Here is a 12,309-nt window from a genome sequence, read left to right as displayed (position 1 = left end):
AAACCCTACTTCCCTTTTTAAGATTCATTTTAGTTTTTCGCTGAAAGAATAAATAATTCTTGTTCTTTTATCGATAGCTCACGCATTTTCAACTGCAATTCCTGTTCTTTCAATTCATTTGAACGCTCAAGTTCTTGTGCAATTTTCTTTATAGATTGCACACACTCGACAACATCCCGCTCGTAGAATTTTCTACCCATTATTGTTTGAAAAAACTCAGGCATTCTAATCGCTCCATTTCTATACTTTTTAAAAATCCGCGACCATTTTCGCAATCGCTGCACGAATCGTCATGATTTTATTTTCTAGCGTGTCTGCTTCATTGGTGACAATCCCCTTGTAATTACGATAGTTGGCAATTACAGACTTCGCATTTTCAATAATCTCTTTCACTTGTCCCTTTTTCAGCCCAGCACTAGACTTACAATCCTGTAAAACGGATTCCAAATGATCATTTAGCTTCGTGTTCACCATTTGTCGGTTGTCGAATGTATTAACGACAGGTATCTTGAACCCTTCACTGTTCTCAAGAGAGGAAGTAAAGTTTACAAGTTGATTCAAACCTTCCGTATGTGAATCTGGAACAAAATAAACACCGCCATTAGGACGTACAGGTGTCGGTGCTAACGATTGAAGAATTTTACTCACCATTACTCTTACTTGCTGGGCTGAATAATGATCTTTATAAATATTGAAATTCCGCTCTGCTTCAAAGCACAGCTCTTTTGCAATTTCGTTCTCTGTTATAAACGTTAGAGAACTATTCTGCTTATCTAGTGTGATTACTCCCGCTTTACTGTTGTAATCAAGTCGTTTACCGGCCTGATCCACTTTTTCCACTACAATGTTTCTTTGCACGTGGCTTTTGTCCGAGAATACTTCACGTATAAGGAAGTTCTCAAATACACCAGCGTGTCCAGTAGATTTTCTAGTCTCAATCTCCTTAGTACTTCTTCGGAAAGCATCGGCTGGACGAATCGCATTTGGCATCCACTCAACAGGTAATCCTGATTGAACGAGTCCCTGCTCTAAATCATCCATTTTGACTAATTGTTTGCCTACTGAGAACCACATTAAGTGTCCTAAAATACCGCCTTGTTGCTCGTTTTGAACAGCTGTCATTTGATCAAGATTAATTGACATACCTATCTACCCTCTCTGTTTTGTATTTTAAATAAATAAAAAAACGCACTTAACCTAGCGATCGCTAAGTAAATACGTTTTAAAATAAACTGTTTTATGCTATTTAAATATACCTTCTTCAATCTCCTTCCATTATCATTTTAAATGCAAAAAATCGACCTCTCCTGAATAGGAAAAATCGATTTTAATATATATATCACGCAAAATGCGCAAGTATACTCTATATAATGTTGAAGTAATTAATGACGTCAAAAACGTCTACCTAACTTTTCCTATAAAAAAGGAATACAAAGGCTCAAAAGTTTATGCCGAATCTCTTTCTGCGTTTGCATAAAGTGTAACGACTTTCACCAGTAGGTAAGGTGACTAAGAAATAATTGGATATGAACTCATTTTAACAAAAACAGAATCACATAGCAAAAACATCAGAACAACAAATATCTATCGCTGGAGCATTTACTGTAATAAACGGCTACTTTAAATGAAAGGAGTAGTTAAGCACATCCCATGAGAAGCTCAATTGCGTAAATACGAAGTTTGGGATTTAAAATGATAGTTCGACTACACTCGCTTTAGGTTTTTCGTGTGAAGTTCAACCTTATCCGTAGGAGGCTCGAGTAATAATATACGAGGCTCGGTTCACGAATCCGCGGTTTAACCACATTTGCTTTAGAATTTTCGTGCGAAGCTCATGCAACAATATGCGAAGCCCACGATAAAAATTCTTATTGTTCTTCAAATAACGCTGATTTATTCATCATAATTAATCAACTATTTTTTAAATCAAAAAGAAGAGTGGTAAGCATAACTACTCCCACTCTTCTCCTCAAATACAATGATTAGGTTTTTATGTTACTTGCCAACGTCCAGTGCCCGAAGTCTGGAATGGGTATCAAGTTTTTTTGTTGCTTGCCAACGACTGGAAACCGAATTCCAGTTAGTTTGTCAAGTTTTCACAGTGCCTAATCAACACCATTGTTCTACTATCAGGATATCATAAAAGTATCCCGATGTGCATTAGTTCATCTATTTCATTCAAAGCAACAATAAAATTGTTTGACAACTTTATCCATACTTAAACAAACGCGCCCTTTATCCGAAAAACTAATTTGATACACCATAAAATTTGTAACCATCTACAATTTGAGAAAGTTCTCGCTTACTTACATCTTTCCAATCGGTTTCTAATATAGTATCGTTATTTGCATTTATTTCTGCAACAATTATATTCGTTTCTCTCGTAACAAAGTAAAGATTTACTTTCTTTATTACACCCACATTTTTTTAGAATAGCTCTTTATAGCTTCCAATGCAGCTTTTGTACCAATACTCACATCAGATTCTGCAGAATCATTATTCCTTTTTTCAAAAATGGGAAGCACCGTGAATTCAATGTTTAATTCCCCTTCTGTAAAATCAACAACTGAAAAATGAAAATAAATTTCACTTTTATCTTTTAAGTAAGCTTGTATTTTTTCTTCTTCGCTTTGGGTGCAAGCAGCTAACGTAAAAGTAAAAGTCATTAATAACATGAACAAAACATATTTCTTTATTGCTAAACCTCACATCCTTTACATTAGTTAAATGAAAAAATTAAAACCTTTTTCAAACTAAAGGCTCCGTCTGTTGAATAAGCTAACTTCTTATTAATGTAATAGATAAACAAATTTTACAGTTTTTTATCAGTCAGTCATTTTGAAGTAATTCGATAAGCGTTTTGCGGAAAAGTAAGATGCAGGAAGCACCACTACTAATACAATCAAGTAGTAAAAATGATCATCAATATTAGTCCCTGGCCAACGGTTATAAATATTAGTCCATAGCCAACGGCTATAAGTAAATGCCCATATCACTCGATATATAAGGAAGAATATTATTGCAAATAATAGATGTAACAAAATTTCTTTGTCTTTGATAGTAATTTTTTTCACCTCTTTTTTTGTATGTTTTTACCCATTCATATTAGGGGTTTAGTTTAGATATCCTTTACTGTATGTTTTTTAATATATACCGTCAAGTAAGTACATTGAAATTATAATTTTTATTGAGTATTAAAAAATGATACGGAAAATCATAGTGATTTTCCGTATCGTTGTAAACTTTTAAGGATAGAAACCTTTTAATGAATAGAGAGTAAAGATTTATCTTCATTTTTTTTCAGGTGGCTTAACAGGTAGGATTCGACGTTTGGAGTAACATTTGTTGTGAAGCCTAAGATATCAAGACTTTCAAGGTTTCTATCTCTATCAATATCAACTACTTCTGTTTTAAAAGAAACACTATCTCCAATTGAAAATTGATTCCTAAGGTCTCCAACAAATTCCCAATAAACTTGTGAAATTTTAGAGTATGTTTTATCTAAATAGTCAAAACCGAAGCTTGTGGTTTGATTGTCACTATCATAGTAAATATTTGTAATTGTATCATTGACAATGATTGAGTCCCCGACATTGAAACTTTTTAAACTGTAGACATATTCCTGTAATTCTTCATCAAACATGTCATTTAAGAAATCATTAATTGATAAAACAGACTTTTTTGATTTCGATTCAGTATTAATATTTTTAAAAGCTGCCTGTTGTGGAATAGTAAAAACTGACTTGTTATCGAAATTATTTTCCAAAAGCGTATCTTCAATCGAATAAGGTTGCGATTCATCTAAAGGCAGGCATTGAGTACATGGAGGATTATTAACAAAGTAGAATGTCATTAGGTCCCACGTAATTGGATCATGGATACTATTAATAATTTTGTAATCGCCACTTGACATTCTGCCAGCTCCAACTCCGTTGCCGGAGGTTACGTTCTGACTAGCTACTTTTGTCCAGGTGTTGGCTTTATATATACTAATAGTAATTTTTTTATTGGAATTTCCTGAAGCTACTTTTCCTACCGCATAAATGCTGTCATAATAATCTTTAAATTTCACTGTGTAGTCTGCAGATGGTTAATATTGGAATATTCTACTGTACCCGTAGACGTTCCGTAAGCACCAGGTACATTTAGTACTCTTGCAGGTGCATTGTAAAAATGATTAGATATAGCTCCATAGATTGCATACGTGGCACCCAAATACGTTGCCCACTGATTTTGAATAGTTATAACATCGCTTGTATTTTCTTCACCACCGACTTGATTGGTTGCTTTACTTAAAGGAGAAGCTATGCCTGGTTGAGTAAAACCAATGAAGATCGATAGAAACAACATTGTTACGACTAACGGCATTAGTAGTTTTTTCATACAAAATACCCCCTATTGTTTTTTATGGTACAATACAATTATAGCAATTCTGAATATTAAAATCATTAACAAAAGATTGGGAAAATAGAGCTCTTAGAGACCAATCTTTTAAGCTTTTCGACAGTAAGTTTCCTAGAAGTAAGAAAGTGAAGTGAAATAAATGATTTTAAACGGATACTTAATCAAAAAGGAGCGCATAAATAAAAAGATGAAGCAAATTTGGCTGGCCAAAGGCATCTGTTCAGTATCTTACCTGAGCAAGATTGAGAATGGACAAACAGCTGCTAGCCAAGAAATTCTAAGTCTTCTAGAAGAAAGATTAGAGATCGTAACGGACAGCTTCGACCCACATACTGAGGATTCTATCATAAAATCATTGTCGAATAGCTACAAAGAATATCTCACAAAGAAAATTAAGGATGGTATTCATGTATTTGCGAATACCAGGGATAAAAAATATGTATTTAATTGTAGGAGAAATCACAATACCTATAACCTATTGTTAATCCGCTTTTTATTAATCAATAATGAAGATAGAAATACAATAAGAAAGGAAATAGAATTTTCCCAGCTGCTACTAAGTGAGTATAGTAATAAAGAAAAGTACCTCTATTATATAAATGGATGTCTATATAGATACTTTGAAAGTGATTACCAAAGTGCTTTTGACTATATATTGAAAACTGAAGATATATTGAACGGTCTACTATTGGAACCATGGGAAAGAGCAGATTTTAATTATATTGCAAGTCTATGTTATGGAAAAAGATCACTCTTTAACCAAGCCATAGATTTAGCTGGTCAATCATTGAAATACTTTACAGACAACATTTATTCGGAGCGAGCTTTAGATTGTCATATAATATTAGGAAATTCATATAAGAATTTGTCGGATTACAATAATTCGAAGAAGCATTTGATGTTTGCATTAGAAATAACTAACCAATTAAACAAGTATGACCACCTTGGTATGATTTATCATAATCTGGCTCTACTACATTCACGTATGGGGTTTTCACTAACCGCTATTGAGAAATTCAAAAAAAGTTTAGAGTATAAAAGAGATGAAGGGCATAAAAGTTATCTTCTAACCCTTTACGCTCTAATGAAGGAACTATATAAAAACAGTGATTATGAGGAAGCAAGCGAATTATGTAAACAGGGATCACTTCTTATAAATGAGTGGGAAAACAATGAATTATACAAGGAGTATACTTTTCATTTTGATATTTACAGGAATTATTTTGATGAAAGTGTAGATATAGAAAAGACTTTAATTTCTGCAATTGACTATTTTGGCACAGTTAATGATAATTGGAATACGACTAAATACACATTAGCCTTAGCAGAGCATTACAAAAGTATTGGTCAATACAAGAAGTCAGCAATAAATTACAGTAAGTTTGTCCAGGTTCAACTCGAAAAAAAATCGATTAAATCATGGGAGGAATTATGATGAAAAAAACAGTAATACCTTACTTTCTATCTCTAATGCTAATGGCATCTCTGATAATTCATACTACATCAGAAAACGATGATGAAAATCCAAAACCTACAGAATTTCCATCCGCCTTCATTATTTAATTTTCAACTTGCATTAATGATAGTTTAAACAAAAAAGAAGACAGGGGCTCCCCTTAATAACCCGTTAAGTTCAATGGTACAAAAATGCAATTAATCAACCAAAAGAGACCAAATTTGATGTGAACCCCAAAAATTAGAGCTGAAATCTAACTTTTGGGGTGTTTTATTATGAATAAATATAGTGATGAATTTAAGGTAGAAATTGCTTTAGAATATCTAGGGGGACGAACTGGATATCGCATGTTGGCAGAAAAATACAATGTGAAAACTGAGACGCAAATTAAAAATTGGGTGAGCGCATAAGAAAATTATGGAATCGAAAGATTAATGAGGAAGAATGCGAATGAAATTTATTCTGTTCAATTCAAGCTAGATGTATTAAGCTAGATGTATTAAGCTTTATGAAAAAGATAGGCGCTTCGTATCTACAAACAGCACTTCAATTCGAACTCACAAATCCACCGTTAATTGCTGCATGAAATAAGAAGTTCCTTGATGGCGGTGCCGAAGCCCTGGACCAACCGAGAGAAAAGCCCACCATGTCAGACAAAGCGAAGAATGTTAAACGCAGTAAACAATCTGCTTCACAAGATGAAATCACGCGTGAACAGAAATTAGAACGAGAGAATGAACTCCTTCGTTTAGAGGTTGCATACTAAAAAAAGTTAAAAGCTTTTCAGATGGATCCAAAGGGTTATCTCGAAAAGCACAAACAACTCTATCATTCGAACTCACAAAAGAATTCCGACTGAATGATATACTTCAAATTGTAAGCATTCCTGAATCCACTCATCATCATTATTTGAAGCGCATATCTATAAAAAATCCTGATTAGGATTTAGAAACTAAAATACAATCTATTTTTGAAGAAAATAATGGGAACTATGGATATCGACGCATAAATTTAGCGCTAAAAAATGAAAGCATTATTGTAAACCATAAAAAGATTCAACTGATTATGAAGAAATTTCCATGTAAATCGCGTAGGTATAGTTCTTACAAGGGAACTGTAGTAACTGTGGCGAAAAACCTCCTTCACCGTAGGTTTTATACAAATCCAGCCTATCAAAAATTAACAACTGATATTACAGAATTCAAGTGTTTAGATGTCTTCAAATTGTATCTGAATCCTATTATGGATATTTATAACGGAGAAATTATTTCATATCGTATCAATATGCACCAACACTTGACTTAGTTATGAGACCGCTCAAAAAAGCTCTTAAAGTTGTTGAATACTCACAATATCGTACGACAATACATCCGATCAAGGATGGCATTATCAGCATAAAGATTGGGTCAAGGCGCTTAAGAGTTATGACGTGTTTCAAAGCATGTCCCGCAAGGGAAACTGTATTGATAATTCTCCTATGGAAAGCTTCTTTGGAATTTTGAAACAGGAGATGTATTATGGTGTACCTCTTCGTACATATGAGGAGTTGAAAAAAGATATTGAAGCTTATATTCAATATTATAATAACAAACGCATTAAACAAAAATTGGCTGGCATGAGTCCGGTCCAATACCGTCTCCACGCCAGCCAATTAGCTGCTTAATATAAAACTCTAACTTTAAGGGGTCACACCATTCTGGGGCATTTTCTTTATAGATAAGCTCGATTTGACCAAGTACTTCCTTTGTTACATCTTTTACTTTTTGCTCATCATTCCATATACGATTGAACTCTCCCATAGACTGTGCGATAAAATTATTATCTCCCAGTAATACAGGGAAACTTGCAAACCGATTTGATTCTGTAATGCCTAAACCATCTGCTGTAAATTCGATTTCTGATTGGACTTGCATGCTTGTTTTCTTGTTTTCAATGACAATTTCTTTAGGAAATGATGTATCATCTACAATTGTTTTAAACTGTGCTTTATCTTTAATCCATTTTGCAGCACTATTTGCGATATGAGGGGATAGCATCTTATTTCTTAATTGAATTTCAAAGTTATTACCCTCAAATTTAGGATAAGTCATTTCTGCGCGATCCTGCCCAATTGTGTATTGTCTTTTCAAATCTTTTTCTTTCTTATAGAAAGTAGGTTTCGTGTATAAAAATCTGAAGGAATCGACATTTTCTAATTTATCTTTTAGTGAATGGTATGCAAATAAGCTAAAATATGCCGATGCAATCGCAACTTTAGAATCCTTCTTTATTTCTGACTTCAAAATATTTAATAATGTATTGTCACCCTTATTATCAACCATTTTAAGTTCTATTTTGAAAACCTCCATCTATCTAAGTACTGGTTCCTTATCTTACATTATATCTGAAGGTCATCACTTTTGTGGAATTATGTATAAATACCTATGAATTTTACATTCTATTAACTATATATTTACGGATTATCAAAAAACAAAAAGCAGTAGGAGGTGATTAAATTAATCACCTCCTACTGCTCGTTTTTATTAAGTTTTAAAATAATTACTCTATTTTACATATACCCCTTCTCTTTAAGCGATAGAAATTTATGATCACCAATAATCAAATGATCCAACAACTCCACTCCCATCACACTACCTGCTTCAGCCAATCTCTTCGTAACATCCACGTCCTCAGGTGAAGGATCAACTGTGCCGCTGGGATGATTATGAAGACAAATTATAGAAGCAGCACTATGTTTCACAGCTTCCTTATACACCTCCCTTGGATGTACTATCGATGAATTTAGCGAACCAATGAAAATGGTCTTTTTATGAAGTACTTCATTCTTTACATTTAGATACAGGACCACGAAATGCTCCTGCGTTAGAGATGTCATTTCTGCCATCATATACGATGCTGCATCATCTGGGGATCTAACTGTGAAACGTGTTTCATTCTTTCCAACGTTCCGTACCTTTTTAGCGAGAAGCATGCCCGAATGAACTTTCAAAGCTTCATTATGTGTCATGCCTTCCTCTTCCAATTCGAAAACTGTCATTTCTACCAAAGTCCTTAACCCATGGCCTGCTAAACGACCTGTAAATTCAGGTGTTGAAGAGGGTCCGATTAAGACAGCAAGAATGTCCTGTAACTCAATGACCGCTTCAGAACCGACTGCATCATATGTTGCGACTGCTTCACGAGCAGATGTAATATATTTTTTAGTATTCATTTTAATTGTCCCTTCTCACACAAAGCTAGCGCCGAGTAGCACTAGCTTTCATGTGCCACTCTTTCCTACCCGGTGGAGGGTTTTTTATGTTATAATTAATCTACATTTTTTTAAAGAATCACTTTTTACGAGACGAGAATCTTCTTGTCTCTTTTTTTTCGCCCATTTTTGCTACAACGGCATCATCCCAACCCAATTTCTTTAGGTTAGATGCAGTAATGTTTAATACTTTCCATGGATTGACACCTTCAAGAACCATGTTCTGCGCTAATTCTTTAAGACCCTCTTCATTGAAACTCCACGATGCAGATAGGGTATAATCCCAAATCACATCACCAGTATCAACAGGACCATTTACATCAACGAATGCTTTTAGTTCTGCTTTCATTGCTTTTAATGCTGCTTCGACACGTTCAATTTCTTTACCTAAACTAATTGCACGATCCATACTTTTAACTTCTTCTGTCTTTGCTAGTACCATTATTAAACTCCTCCTTTAAATTCCAATATTTCCGCTCCCAATAACTTTCACATCACCTTTTTCAATGGCTAAGAAAATGTCATGAATATCGGACAGTAAATCTAGCTTTTTAACTTCTCCTTTGTCATCCAGTTGGTAGATACCGCCAAACTTAAAGACAAGGAATTTCCTTTCCTTCTTTTCATCTACATAACAGATGAATGATTTCTTTGTACCACCTGTTTTAACATTGGAAATAAGACTTTCTAAATATTTTCCAACCATTCAATCACTCCATTTCTTTTTATTTTTGAAAACAAAAAAAGCCGACGTCATCCCGAAGGAATCAATCAGCTTTTAATATATATCACGCAAAAATGCGGAAATACCCATAAGAATATGCTCGAAAGCAATTTTGTGACGTACAATTACATCTGCCTATCTTTTCCCGAGACGAGAATGCAAAGGCTGCAACATTTGTGTCGAATCTCCTTTTGTATAATGAAAAGGTATAACGACTTTCATCAAAATACGATGACTTTGAGACTAATAAACTATACATCTATTTTATCAAATTCATATTCGTACCGCAACACTTTGGAAAATGTGTATCTGATGAATCTAATGAACCTAAAATATATTTATTTTCTAATGAAATAAAGAAAAGAACAGATTGGATAATTTGCGTTGATATGATGCTTACACAACTATTTTAAAACGGCTTTTGTTTTAATTAATGACAAATAAAAAGTCACTTATTTACTACTAAGCGGTGCGGTTTAGAATAAACTTTTACATACTATTTATACTTAATTAGCATCTCATCTAACGACATATTATAAAATCAATCTTCATGGTAATCCTGTTATAATAACAATAAAATAAAAATAGATTCATTATTCAATAACTGGGCCAATTTAAAGTAATTGATTTCGATTTTGAGTAAAAAAAATAGAAGAGGTGAAAAATGGAGGAAGATAATAGCTACACCTAATTTCTTATAGGAAGCAATGGTATTATTGATAACATAGACTTTGTTGCTACAGTCAAAGGGGTTTTGATCCAGTAGAGTTAACAAACTTGTTAAATATACAACCTTTTAAACGCTGCCCTTATGGTGATAAAAAAATTGAATTCCATCTGTTTAACCACCTATAGATTATCATATTAAGTCGAACGGTTTATAAATAAAAAGTAGCTCAATCGGGTACACATTAGTAAACGCCAATCAACTAATAAAGGAGTGCTCCCGATGAGCTATGTACACATTTTACCACAGGAACGTGTATTAATCGAAGAATATAGAATTGCTGGTAAATCCCTTTGTTATACCGCAAGACAGTTAAACAGAAGCAAGAGTACGATTAAATATGAGCTAGATCGTGTTTATCCTTACAATGCTCTTCAAGCACAATTGGACTATGATACTAAACGTCAAAACTGCGGTTGTAAACGCTCTGTGAACCTTGACGATATCACACACATCCTTGTTCATTTGAAGAAGGGCTGATCTCCAGAAATGATTGTGGGACGATATGAAAAGAAGGCTGGAAATCCTTTCCCTATAAGTGTTTCAAGCATTTATCGATATGCGGCTGCCGGGTTGTTTCAACTTTCTCAAAAGCTTCTTATTCGCAAAGGAAAGAAGCTGAAAAACAACGTACAAGAAACGCGTGGAAAAATGCCTCAGTTAAAAAAGATTCACGAACGTCAAGCTCCAAGAAGTGAAATTGGACACTGGGAAGTGGACACGGTTATTGGAAAAGCTCATAAAAGCCAAATACTTACGCTTACAGAACGAATGAGCCGTTTCACAATCATTCAAAAGCTGTCCTTAAAGACTGCAAAGGAAGCAGCCAAAGAAATCATATTCCTTCTGAAAAGTCTTCCTAAAAAGCTTGTGAAGTCAATCACTGCAGACAGGGGAAAAGTGTTTCATATGTGGATAGAAGTTGAAAAAGGACTTGAGATTCCTTTCTACTTTTCAGATCCTGGTGCTCCTGGACAACGAGGTACTAATGAAAATACGAACGGTCGAATCCGACGAACATATCCAAAAGGAACCGACTTCAGTAAATTAACCCAAAAGGAAATCATGGAGTTTCTATTGAATTTCAATCAGGTCCCTAGAAAAGTGCTTAATTTCAATACTCCCTTTGAGATACTGATGAACTATCTACCGTGTTCGACTTGACTTGACAATTTATAACCTAATAAAGAAGCTTCCCTAAAGTCTGTATTAATTTAAAAAATGTTACTATCATCATATGAATCAGATTGTATCATTCGGCTTTCATAAACTCTAACTTTAAAGAACCTAAATAAAAAATATCTTCCTCATATAAATCTAATAAAAATTCACTAGCGGTAAATTCGAACTATCCAATACGCTTTTCTACTAAAAAAATATGATTGATTTCAATATCTTCCCAACTCATTACTTAGTCAATCCACAAGAAATGAGCTGATCAGTTGGAACAAAATCAAAGCATTTAGTACTTTATGAATAAGGCATCCTTTCATATCTCTTTCAGATGCGTTTAAACCTTATTTCTTAACTGTGCACTTATAATAACATTGAGGGATAAATTGCAAATTACCTTTTATTTTATTCCTATATTCTCTGTATACTCAGTCTTCCTGAAATCCTTTTCTGCTCTTTCTAGGTTCTTTTTAGAGAGTGTAAAATATCTTGTGTAAATGAATAAATACAAAAAGGAAGACCTTTTCTTGGTAGAATTAAGTCACCACAACCAATCCTAGAAAAGAGGCCTTCCC

At 33.9% G+C, this 12,309-nt stretch carries 16 protein-coding genes; 7 read left to right on the top strand and 9 right to left on the bottom strand.

Translation table 11 applies throughout. From position 1 onward, the window contains the following. Nucleotides 1-29: 29 nt before the first annotated feature. The 5 genes from ACFSFY_RS00310 to ACFSFY_RS00290 all read right to left on the bottom strand — a co-directional run bounded on the left by ACFSFY_RS00310 (nucleotide 30) and on the right by ACFSFY_RS00290 (nucleotide 4,383). A complete protein-coding gene (locus ACFSFY_RS00310) occupies nucleotides 30-224 on the bottom strand; it encodes a hypothetical protein (RefSeq protein ID WP_381535174.1) in 195 nt (64 codons plus the stop codon). Nucleotides 225-249: 25 nt separating this feature from the next. Beyond that, a complete protein-coding gene (locus ACFSFY_RS00305; RefSeq protein WP_381535173.1) occupies nucleotides 250-1,143 on the bottom strand; it encodes a DUF6744 family protein in 894 nt (297 codons plus the stop codon). 1,268 nt (nucleotides 1,144-2,411) lie between these two features. Continuing rightward, nucleotides 2,412-2,675: a hypothetical protein gene (locus ACFSFY_RS00300; RefSeq protein WP_381535172.1), complete on the bottom strand. Its 264-nt coding sequence runs from the start codon at nucleotides 2,673-2,675 to the stop codon at nucleotides 2,412-2,414. A gap of 587 nt (nucleotides 2,676-3,262) precedes the next feature. Beyond that, entirely contained in the window at nucleotides 3,263-4,072 is an 810-nt protein-coding gene (locus ACFSFY_RS00295) for a hypothetical protein (RefSeq protein ID WP_381535171.1), read from the bottom strand. Next, a complete protein-coding gene (locus ACFSFY_RS00290) occupies nucleotides 4,069-4,383 on the bottom strand; it encodes a hypothetical protein (RefSeq protein ID WP_381535170.1) in 315 nt (104 codons plus the stop codon). The genes ACFSFY_RS00295 and ACFSFY_RS00290 overlap by 4 nt, the downstream gene beginning before the upstream one ends. A 160-nt stretch (nucleotides 4,384-4,543) precedes the next feature. Between ACFSFY_RS00290 and ACFSFY_RS00285 the strand changes: the two genes are divergently transcribed. The 5 genes from ACFSFY_RS00285 to ACFSFY_RS00265 all read left to right on the top strand — a co-directional run bounded on the left by ACFSFY_RS00285 (nucleotide 4,544) and on the right by ACFSFY_RS00265 (nucleotide 7,523). After that, entirely contained in the window at nucleotides 4,544-5,839 is a 1,296-nt protein-coding gene (locus tag ACFSFY_RS00285; RefSeq protein WP_381535169.1) for a helix-turn-helix domain-containing protein, read from the top strand. Then, nucleotides 5,839-5,967: a hypothetical protein gene (locus ACFSFY_RS00280; protein WP_381535168.1), complete on the top strand. Its 129-nt coding sequence runs from the start codon at nucleotides 5,839-5,841 to the stop codon at nucleotides 5,965-5,967. The genes ACFSFY_RS00285 and ACFSFY_RS00280 overlap by 1 nt, the downstream gene beginning before the upstream one ends. A 168-nt stretch (nucleotides 5,968-6,135) precedes the next feature. Beyond that, the gene (locus tag ACFSFY_RS00275; protein WP_381535167.1) at nucleotides 6,136-6,270 is read left to right on the top strand and encodes a hypothetical protein; all 135 of its coding nucleotides are present in this window, start codon (nucleotides 6,136-6,138) and stop codon (nucleotides 6,268-6,270) included. Between the two features lie 547 nt (nucleotides 6,271-6,817). Further along, nucleotides 6,818-7,165 carry an IS3 family transposase gene (locus ACFSFY_RS00270; protein ID WP_381535335.1) on the top strand — a complete coding sequence of 116 codons (348 nt, stop codon included), beginning with the start codon at nucleotides 6,818-6,820 and terminating at the stop codon, nucleotides 7,163-7,165. A gap of 136 nt (nucleotides 7,166-7,301) precedes the next feature. Beyond that, on the top strand, nucleotides 7,302-7,523 hold the full coding sequence (locus ACFSFY_RS00265) for a transposase (RefSeq protein ID WP_381535334.1): 222 nt from the start codon (nucleotides 7,302-7,304) through the stop codon (nucleotides 7,521-7,523). Here ACFSFY_RS00265 and ACFSFY_RS00260 read toward each other — a convergent pair. From ACFSFY_RS00260 to ACFSFY_RS00245, 4 genes are all read right to left on the bottom strand, one after another. After that, entirely contained in the window at nucleotides 7,456-8,181 is a 726-nt protein-coding gene (locus ACFSFY_RS00260; RefSeq protein ID WP_381535165.1) for a phospholipase D-like domain-containing protein, read from the bottom strand. The genes ACFSFY_RS00265 and ACFSFY_RS00260 overlap by 68 nt on opposite strands. Before the next feature lie 227 nt (nucleotides 8,182-8,408). After that, a complete protein-coding gene (gene radC / locus ACFSFY_RS00255; protein WP_381535163.1) occupies nucleotides 8,409-9,071 on the bottom strand; it encodes a RadC family protein in 663 nt (220 codons plus the stop codon). Between the two features lie 118 nt (nucleotides 9,072-9,189). Next, nucleotides 9,190-9,552: a hypothetical protein gene (locus ACFSFY_RS00250; protein WP_381535161.1), complete on the bottom strand. Its 363-nt coding sequence runs from the start codon at nucleotides 9,550-9,552 to the stop codon at nucleotides 9,190-9,192. Between the two features lie 15 nt (nucleotides 9,553-9,567). Then, on the bottom strand, nucleotides 9,568-9,816 hold the full coding sequence (locus ACFSFY_RS00245) for a hypothetical protein (protein ID WP_381535159.1): 249 nt from the start codon (nucleotides 9,814-9,816) through the stop codon (nucleotides 9,568-9,570). Nucleotides 9,817-10,783: 967 nt separating this feature from the next. Here ACFSFY_RS00245 and ACFSFY_RS00240 point away from each other — a divergent pair. Together ACFSFY_RS00240 and ACFSFY_RS00235 are read left to right on the top strand one after the other, a co-directional pair. Continuing rightward, on the top strand, nucleotides 10,784-11,041 hold the full coding sequence (locus ACFSFY_RS00240; RefSeq protein WP_381535157.1) for a helix-turn-helix domain-containing protein: 258 nt from the start codon (nucleotides 10,784-10,786) through the stop codon (nucleotides 11,039-11,041). A 9-nt stretch (nucleotides 11,042-11,050) separates the two neighbouring features. Beyond that, entirely contained in the window at nucleotides 11,051-11,725 is a 675-nt protein-coding gene (locus ACFSFY_RS00235) for an IS30 family transposase (protein WP_381535155.1), read from the top strand. Nucleotides 11,726-12,309 lie beyond the last annotated feature (584 nt).

The sequence above is a fragment of the Sporosarcina siberiensis genome, from assembly GCF_042681925.1.
Lineage (GTDB): Bacteria > Bacillota > Bacilli > Bacillales_A > Planococcaceae > Sporosarcina > Sporosarcina siberiensis.
This window is presented reverse-complemented; position numbering and strand designations above follow the sequence as displayed.